This is a genomic window from Shewanella sairae, from assembly GCF_023283535.1.
Lineage (GTDB): Bacteria > Pseudomonadota > Gammaproteobacteria > Enterobacterales > Shewanellaceae > Shewanella > Shewanella sairae.
The window spans coordinates 1-1109 of record NZ_JAKILT010000189.1; the positions used below are offsets into that span (position 1 = coordinate 1).

Sequence of the window (1109 nt, forward strand, 5' to 3'; positions counted from 1 at the left end):
TATTGTGGCTTAATAAACCTGTACACCGATATGAGGTAAACTCTCCTTAATATAGAACGGTGTAAAAGTAATGAAGACTCAACCAACTTATTCAACAGAATTTAAAATTGATGCAGCTAACCTTGTCATTAATCAAGGCTATACCATTCGTGAAGCCTGTCAGGCTACCGGTGTAGGCCCAACAGCAATGAGGCGTTGGGTTATCCAACTGAAGCAAGAATTTGAAGGTATTACTCCATCTGCCAACGCTATGACTCCAGAGCAAAGGCGCATTCAAGAGCTTGAAGCTCAAATTAAGAAAATTGAATGGGAGAAAGACATCTTAAAAAAAGCTACCGCTCTCTTAATGCAAGACAGCATCAAACGATAGCGTTGATTGAATCGTTATCGAGAGAGCAAAACAGTGTTAAACCACTTTGTGACTTATTTGAAATCCCGAGAAGCAGCTATCATTACCACCTAAAACACCGTGAATTAATAAAACCAGAGCGTGAGTTATTGCTCAAAAAAGCGATTGATATACATAGTGATAGTCGCGGCTCTGCTGGAGCTAGAACGATAGCTGGTCAACTTAATCAACTGGGTGAAAATGTTGGTCGTTATAAGGCCGCAAGTTTAATGAGAGATGCGGGGCTTATCAGTAGCCAGCCCAGAAAACATCGTTATAAGGTGGCAAATGACGAATCTAAAATTGCGCCTAATTTATTAAAGCGACAGTTTAACGTTGAAGCCATAAACCAGGTCTGGTGTGGCGATGTAACTTACGTTTGGTCAGGGACAAAGTGGCTCTATTTAGCTGTGGTAATGGATTTATACGCCAGAAAGATAGTCGGCTGGGCATGCTCAGATAGTCCAAATACTGACTTAACTTGTGCAGCTTTAAGAATGGCATTTGAACAGCGAGGACGTCCTAAAAATCTGATATTTCACTCTGACCAAGGTTGTCATTACAGCAGTCTGCAATATCGACAAATGCTGTGGAAATATCAAATCACTCAAAGTATGAGTCGGCGTTGAAATTGTTGGGATAACGCAGTAATAGAGCGCTTTTTTAGGAGCTTCAAAACAGAGTGGATGCCTAAATATGGCTATAACAGTTTTAAGGAAGC

At 40.8% G+C, this 1109-nt stretch carries 2 protein-coding genes; both read left to right on the forward strand.

Features of this window, described 5'->3' with window-relative positions; genetic code table 11:
- Positions 1-70: 70 nt before the first annotated feature.
- On the forward strand, positions 71-370 hold the full coding sequence (locus L2748_RS24020) for a transposase (protein WP_248957827.1): 300 nt from the start codon (positions 71-73) through the stop codon (positions 368-370).
- The gene (locus L2748_RS24025; RefSeq protein ID WP_248957828.1) at positions 307-1017 is read left to right on the forward strand and encodes an IS3 family transposase; all 711 of its coding nucleotides are present in this window, start codon (positions 307-309) and stop codon (positions 1015-1017) included. The genes L2748_RS24020 and L2748_RS24025 overlap by 64 nt, the downstream gene beginning before the upstream one ends.
- The last annotated feature ends 92 nt before the right edge of the window (positions 1018-1109 follow it).

Excerpts from the sequence above, each read along its gene's own strand:
- L2748_RS24020 (WP_248957827.1), top strand. The coding sequence starts at position 71 with ATGAAGACTCAACCAACTTATTCAACAGAATTTAAAATTGATGCAGCT.
- L2748_RS24025 (WP_248957828.1), top strand. The coding sequence starts at position 307 with ATGGGAGAAAGACATCTTAAAAAAAGCTACCGCTCTCTTAATGCAAGA.